The following is a 6,261-nucleotide window of genomic DNA, read 5'->3' as shown; positions in this document are numbered from 1 at the left end:
GCGGCTTGACCGCGACGGTCCACTCCTTGACGGTGTGCTCGGCCTCGTAGACCTCGCCCATCCCGCCGCGGCCCAGCCCGCCCAACACCCCGCCGTACTCGAGCGGACCGCTGCCGTGGGCCCCCGACAGCGGACCGGTTGCCACCGGCGCGCAGCCGCCGTACTACCAGGCCGGCGGCGCCAGCTGGGCGGGACCGCCGCAGTTCACCGCGGCGCCGCCGTGGAGTCAGCCACCGGCCAAGCAGGCGCGCAACCTGTGGCCCGTCATCGCCGCCGTCGCGGTGGTCTTCGTCCTCGTCGCCGCGGGCGTCGGCGTTTGGCTGATCACGCGGCCCACGCCGGCGCCGCCGCCGCCCCCTCCCCTGTCGGCGGACCGCCTCAGCGGTCTGCTGCTGCCCGCGCCCGACGTCAACACCGTCATGGGCGCGTCGGCCATGCAACCGGGCAAACTCATTACGACCATGGACAATTCGTCGGTGCGGGTGTCGACGTCGGACTGCCAGGGTGCGCTGTACACGACTCAAGATCCCGTCTACGCCGGCACCGGCTACACGGCCATCAACGGGCTGGTCTCCTCAGAACCGGGCGACAATTACGACCATTGGGTGAACCAGGCCGTGGTGCTGTTCCCGTCGGCCGAGAAGGCCAAGGCCTTCCTGCAGGCGTCGACCGACAAGTGGAAGAGCTGCGCGGGCAAGACGGTGACGGTCACCAACAAGAGCAAGACCTACAGGTGGACCTTCGGCCAGGTGCAGGGAGATCCGCCCAAGGTGACGGTGATGGACACCCAGGAGGGCGCCGACGGCTGGGAGTGCGAACGCGCGATGAGCGTGGCCAACAACGTGATCGTCGACATCAACGCGTGCGGCTACCACATCACCGACCAGGCCGGCCAAATCGTGGACAAGATCGTTGCGAAGATCGATGCGCCGTAACGGCTTACGACTGCAAGTCGGGGCCCTGCGCGCGTAGGTCGTCGACCGCCGACATGGCGCCGCGCAGCTTCTCGAGCCATTCCTCGGCGTGTTCGCCGACCAGCTTGACCGACCACGCCAGCGCGTCCGCCCGGGACCGGGCGACCCCCGCGTCGACCAGCGTGTCGAGCACCTGGCGTTCGGGTTGCTTCAATCGCGTCATGACGGGAACGGCGATGTGCGTGAACAGGATTCGCTCCGCGGCGGCGCCGGAACCGACCACCACACCCCAGGAGACCTTGCGCCCGTAACGGCCCTGCGCTTCGTCGGCGATGCGCATCCGCTCCGAACGGGTCTCCTCCCGGAAGCGGGAGGCGCGCCCGGCCGCACGGGCTTGGCTCTCTTGTTTGTCGGCCTCCGCCGCGTCGGCGAGCTTGCCGACCACCGTGATCTCTTCGCGGTCCACGACGACCGTGGGATCGCCGTCGAACCAGGACTCCGGGAGGCGCCCGGCGAACCAGTCCGCGGCGTCACTGGCGTCGGGTTGCTGCGCTTGCTGCCAGCCTCCGGACCGGCCGTGCCGCCGTCCGTGCTCGTGATGCGTTTTCATGATTACATGATTACACCGTTACAGTCATTGCACTCAAGGGATGGCGATGGCGTTCTCCACCGGCGAACGATCACCACGCCTTCGGCGAATCAACCGTTGATACGGCGAGCTCAGCGGCGTAGCTTTGGATGCGAAGCAGGCCCGGAAGCGACCATTCGAAGCGCCGAACCACAGGGTAGAAATTCGGCCGCGTAGGACACGCGTAAGACGGAGTCAGACGCCCCAGAGTCGCCCGGGCCTGCCCTATGCGCCGCGGCGGATCCGGAACAGTTTGGTTTCGGTCTTGATGCCCTTGAGGCGGCGGGCGCCGGCGAATGACCCCTCGAATTGTCCACTGTCACAGACGATGTCCCACACCGAGTCCGCGACCAGCACCGTGCCGGGGCGCGCGACGCCGGTGACGCGGCTGGCCACGTTGACCGGGCTGCCGAACCAATCGCCGGCACGGCTGACCGCCATGCCGGCCGCGGCTCCGGCGCGCAGTCGCGGGAAGTCGTTATCGCCGTCGACAGTGTCGACAAGCTTCACGAGGACGTCGAGAAGCGGCAGCGGCTCGGGGCACACGAGCATCACGGCGTCGCCGATGGTCTTGATGAAGCGCACCGGCGGGACGGTGATGTCCCGGGCCAGGGCGGCCAGCCGATTGGCCAGGTGGCCCAGCTCTTCCGGCGACACCGCCTCCCCGATCCGGGTGAAGCCGACGAGATCCGCGAAGCCGACGGTGACCTGCCGCGCTCCCGGCAGCGGCTTGCCGGCCGCGCGCTCGGCCGCGTTGACCGCCTCGGTTTCCATGGTGTGCCGCAGCTGCATGAACAGCATCTGCTCGATCATCGGGCCGAGCAGCGGAGCGATCTCGCCGACCAACGCCTTGGACGCCTTGGCGATCTCCAGCTCGCTCGCGCCCGGGCGCATGATCGCCGCGAGCGCCGTATACCGCATGACTTCGGCGGTGCGCGACAACCCTTCGGCGAGCACCCGAACCACGAGCAGCAACTGGTCGGGGTCGAGCCCCAACTCGACGAAGCGCTGGATGAAGGCGGCCGCCTCGCCGTCGGCGCGCATGTGGATGGCGGCGTCGGGGTCGTCGACCCGGGCCAGACCGATAGCGCGCTGGACCTTTTGCAGCAGCGCCAGATCGACGCCGTGGGTCTCGCTGATCTCGCGGGCGGATACGTACGTGCCGTCATCACCGATGAGGTGGCGGGTGGCCAGCAACAGCGGCGGATTGGTCGATTTGATCTCGTCGGCCGAGACGCCCTGCTCGAGCAGCCACCGCGCGAGCTCGGCCCGTTCCGTGCGTGCGGCGTCGTCGAGCCCCTCGAGCAAGTCTTCGATATCCCGGTCGCCACCGTCCACGTCGTCAACGTACAGCGCGGGCCGCGACGGCACGCGCTGGCGCGCGCCGCTCAGGACAGGCGATGATCCAGGCGATGAGACGGAAGCGATGAGACGGAAGCGATGACCCCACCACTGGCGTTCGGGTTTCCGCCCGTCATCGATCGGGGCGCCTCGATGCTGATCCTGGGTTCTTTTCCCAGCGCGCAGTCCCTGGCTACAGGTCAGTACTACGCCAACCCGCGCAATGCGTTCTGGCCCATCACCGGTCGACTCTTCGGCTTTGACCCGGCCTCGCCGTATGCGGCGCGACTGAGCGCCCTGCGCGCCCACGGCGTGGCCCTGTGGGATGTACTGCGCGTCTGCCGGCGCGCCGGCAGCGCGGACGCGGCGATCAAACGAGAAGGGTTGCAAGCCAACGACTTCGCCGAGCTGTTCGCCAGCTACCCGGCCATCGACCGGGTGTATTTCAACGGCGCCAAGGCCGAGCAGCTCTACCGCAGGCACGCGGTGGTCTCCGAACGGGTCCGTTATACACGGCTGCCGTCCACCAGCCCGGCGCACGCTGTGCGGCCTGGCGCCACGCTGGCGGCGTGGGGCGCGGCGATCGCGAGCGCGGCGTAGCCGGGCGAAGCGGGTCGCCGCCCACCCGCGAGCCGATCGCGAGCGCGGCGTAGCCGGGCGAAGCGGGTCGCCGCCCACCCGCGAGCCGATCGCGAGCGCGGCGTAGCCGGGCGAAGCGGGTCGCCGCCCACCCGCGAGCCGATCGCGAGCGCGGCGTAGCCGGGCGAAGCGGGTCGCCGCCCACCCGCGCGGCGATCGCGAGCGCGGCGTAGCCGGGCGAAGCGGGTCGCCGCCCACCCGCGAGCCGATCGCGAGCGCGGCGTAGCCGGGCGAAGCGGGTCGCCGCCCACCCGCGAGCCGATCGCGAGCGCGGCGTAGCCGGGCGTCTTAGGACACCGGGGGCCGCCGATGCGCCCACGGCCGGGCATCTTCGATCTGCGCGGCCAGCGACAGCAACGTCGCCTCGTCGTAGGGCCGGCCGACCAGCTGGACCGACAGCGGCAGGCCGCGCCGGTCGAAGTCCCACGGAACCACCGCGGCGGGCTGGCCCGTAAGGTTCCAAATCTGTTGGTACGGAACGGCTTGGCCGACCAGCAGCAAGGTAGACACCGCGCCGCGGTGCTGGTAGGCGCCGATGCGTGAGGGCCCCGTCGCGGTGCCCGGCGTGACGACGACGTCGACGTCGTCGAAGATGGCCTGGACTCGTGAGCTCACCGCGGCCTCGGCGGCCCTGATCGCCGCCATCCGGGCGTCGGAGAAGAACGAACCCAGGCGCGCCATGGAGCGGGTGCGCCGTTCCAGGCGCTCGGGGTGGGGCAGCGCGTCGGCGTCGTCGTAGATGCCGCGCAGGTAGCGGGGCAGGAAGTTGGCCGGGATCGCGGCCGCCGGATAGTCGGGGTCGGCGGCGACGACGTCGTGGCCGAGGTCGGTCAGCAGCGCGCCGGCCTGCTCGACCGCGGCCAGCTCGGCCCGTCCGACGCGCACCGGTAGCGGCGTCGGGGCTTTGGTGCTCAGGGCAATTCGCAATCGGCCGGGGCGGCGCGCCGCCGCCGCGACGAACTCCCCTTCCGGGCCCGGCACCGTGGAGGTGGCGTCGAGGAACAGGGCGGCGTCGCGCACCGAACGGGCGATCGGGCCGTTGACGCTCAACCCGTACCACGCGTCGTCGCGTGGCTCGAGGGACACCCGGTCGCGTTGCGGTTTCACGCCGAACAGGCCGCACCAGGTCGACGGGATGCGAATCGAGCCACCCCCGTCGGAGCCCAGCGCCAGCGGGGCCAGCCCCGCGGCCACGGCGGCGGCGCTGCCCCCGCTGCTGCCACCCGGCGTGCGCCGCGGGTCCCAGGGATTGCGGGTCGCCCCATACGTCAGCGACTCCGTGTACGGCATCATCATCAGCTCGGGCACGTTGGTCTTGCCGAGAATGACGGCGCCCGCCGCGCGCAGCCGGCGCACGACCTCGGCGTCCGAGGTCGCGGCCGGCCCGTGTCCGCCGCTGCCGTACGTCGTCACCTCGCCTTCGACGTCGACGTCGTCCTTGATCGCGACCGGCACGCCCAGCAACGGCAGCCGTTCCCCCGCGTCCAGGCGGTCCTGGGCCACCGCGGCCTCGTAGCGGGCCGTGTCGGCCAGCACCACCCGGTAACAGCGCAACTGGCTGTCCAACCGCGCGATCCGTTCCAGGTAGACCTCGAGCAACTCAGGCGCGGTCAGCTCGCCGTCGGCCAGCATGCGCGCCTGTTCCGCCGCCCCGGCGAAGGCGAGATCGTCCACTGCCGCAGCGTATCCCGCCCCCGACGACGGATTGCCGCCGAGGGGACGCCCGTCATGGCCCGGTGCGCCGAGGTGACACCGGGACCGGCACCGGCCAGTACCGTGGGCCGCATGTCTTGCGTGTTCTGTGCGATCGTCGCCGGCCAGGCTCCGGCCATCCGGATCTCCGAGGACGACGACTACCTGGCCATCCTCGACATCCGGCCGTTCACCCGCGGCCATACGCTGGTGATCCCCAAGCAGCACAGCGTCGACCTCACCGACACCGCGCCCGAAACGTTGGCCGGGATGGTCACGCTGGGCCAGCGGATCGCGCGGGCCGCGCGTGCGACGGAGCTGGCCGACGCCACCAACATCGCCATCAACGACGGCAGCGCCGCCTTCCAAACGGTGTTCCACATCCACCTGCACGTGCTGCCCCGCCGCAACGGCGACAAGCTGTCGGTGGCCAAGGGGCTGGTGCTGCGCCGCGATCCCGACCGCGACGCTACCGGCCAGATCCTGCGGGACGCCTTGGCCCGCATCGACGCGAACCAGTAATACTGGGGTCATGGCGTTCCCGTCCTGGGTCGAGCGGAGGTTGTTGCCGCGCATACTGCGGGTGCACGACGTCGTCTACCGCAACACCCGCGGCTGGATCGGGCACCGCACGCTGCCGACGCCCAGCCTGCTGCTGCACACCGTCGGCGCCAAGACCGGCAAGCCCCGAACCACCTCGCTGAGCTACGCCCGTGACGGCGACGACTACCTCGTCGTCGCGTCCAAAGGCGGCGACCCGCGCGCGCCCGGCTGGTACCACAACCTACGGAACAACCCGGACGTCGAGATCAACGTCGGGCCGCGGCGCTTCGGCGTCACCGCCCGCCCGGTGCTGCCCGACGACCCGGACTACCCGCGGCTCTGGCAACTCGTCAACGACAACAACGAGGACCGCTACACCGCCTACCAGAAAAGGACGTCGCGGCCCATTCCCGTCGTGGTCCTCGCGCCGCGCTGACGTTTGCCCAGCCCGGGGGTTTATTCTCCTTGGGCGCGCGTGAACTCTTGTTCTCTGCACGACGCGGG

6 protein-coding genes and 1 pseudogene are annotated in these 6,261 nt (G+C 70.6%); 4 read left to right on the top strand and 3 right to left on the bottom strand.

The window, feature by feature from the left end:
- Positions 1 to 50 precede the first annotated feature (50 nt).
- Positions 51 to 935 (top strand): annotated as a pseudogene (locus tag A5714_RS17055) (sensor domain-containing protein); the annotation flags it as partial.
- A gap of 4 nt (positions 936 to 939) precedes the next feature.
- On the opposite strand, the gene A5714_RS17050 reads toward A5714_RS17055, so the two are convergent.
- Together A5714_RS17050 and A5714_RS17045 are read right to left on the bottom strand one after the other, a co-directional pair.
- Positions 940 to 1,524, bottom strand: coding sequence for a hypothetical protein (locus A5714_RS17050; protein WP_068068942.1), 585 nt, complete (start codon positions 1,522 to 1,524; stop codon positions 940 to 942).
- A gap of 243 nt (positions 1,525 to 1,767) precedes the next feature.
- The gene (locus A5714_RS17045; protein ID WP_068287040.1) at positions 1,768 to 2,895 is read right to left on the bottom strand and encodes an adenylate cyclase regulatory domain-containing protein; all 1,128 of its coding nucleotides are present in this window, start codon (positions 2,893 to 2,895) and stop codon (positions 1,768 to 1,770) included.
- A gap of 87 nt (positions 2,896 to 2,982) precedes the next feature.
- Here A5714_RS17045 and A5714_RS17040 point away from each other — a divergent pair, with 87 nt between their 5' ends.
- Positions 2,983 to 3,483 carry a DNA-deoxyinosine glycosylase gene (locus tag A5714_RS17040; protein ID WP_068287031.1) on the top strand — a complete coding sequence of 167 codons (501 nt, stop codon included), beginning with the start codon at positions 2,983 to 2,985 and terminating at the stop codon, positions 3,481 to 3,483.
- A 327-nt stretch (positions 3,484 to 3,810) separates the two neighbouring features.
- Here the strand turns inward: A5714_RS17040 and A5714_RS17035 are convergent, their stop codons facing one another.
- Positions 3,811 to 5,196 carry an amidase gene (locus A5714_RS17035; protein ID WP_082959799.1) on the bottom strand — a complete coding sequence of 462 codons (1,386 nt, stop codon included), beginning with the start codon at positions 5,194 to 5,196 and terminating at the stop codon, positions 3,811 to 3,813.
- Between the two features lie 111 nt (positions 5,197 to 5,307).
- On the opposite strand from A5714_RS17035, the gene A5714_RS17030 reads away from it, so the two are divergent.
- Complete coding sequence (locus A5714_RS17030; protein WP_068068948.1) at positions 5,308 to 5,736, top strand: HIT family protein; 429 nt, start codon at positions 5,308 to 5,310, stop codon at positions 5,734 to 5,736.
- 10 nt (positions 5,737 to 5,746) lie between these two features.
- The gene (locus A5714_RS17025; protein ID WP_068068951.1) at positions 5,747 to 6,193 is read left to right on the top strand and encodes a nitroreductase family deazaflavin-dependent oxidoreductase; all 447 of its coding nucleotides are present in this window, start codon (positions 5,747 to 5,749) and stop codon (positions 6,191 to 6,193) included.
- The last annotated feature ends 68 nt before the right edge of the window (positions 6,194 to 6,261 follow it).

Source organism: Mycobacterium sp. E2462 (assembly GCF_001672685.1).
In the GTDB taxonomy this organism is placed as follows: domain Bacteria; phylum Actinomycetota; class Actinomycetes; order Mycobacteriales; family Mycobacteriaceae; genus Mycobacterium.
This window is presented reverse-complemented; position numbering and strand designations above follow the sequence as displayed.

Bases quoted from the DNA above. Each gene is read 5' to 3' on its own strand.
- A5714_RS17050 (WP_068068942.1), bottom strand. From the start codon at position 1,524: ATGAAAACGCATCACGAGCACGGACGGCGGCACGGCCGGTCCGGAGGC.
- A5714_RS17040 (WP_068287031.1), top strand. From the start codon at position 2,983: ATGACCCCACCACTGGCGTTCGGGTTTCCGCCCGTCATCGATCGGGGC.
- A5714_RS17030 (WP_068068948.1), top strand. From the start codon at position 5,308: ATGTCTTGCGTGTTCTGTGCGATCGTCGCCGGCCAGGCTCCGGCCATC.
- A5714_RS17025 (WP_068068951.1), top strand. From the start codon at position 5,747: ATGGCGTTCCCGTCCTGGGTCGAGCGGAGGTTGTTGCCGCGCATACTG.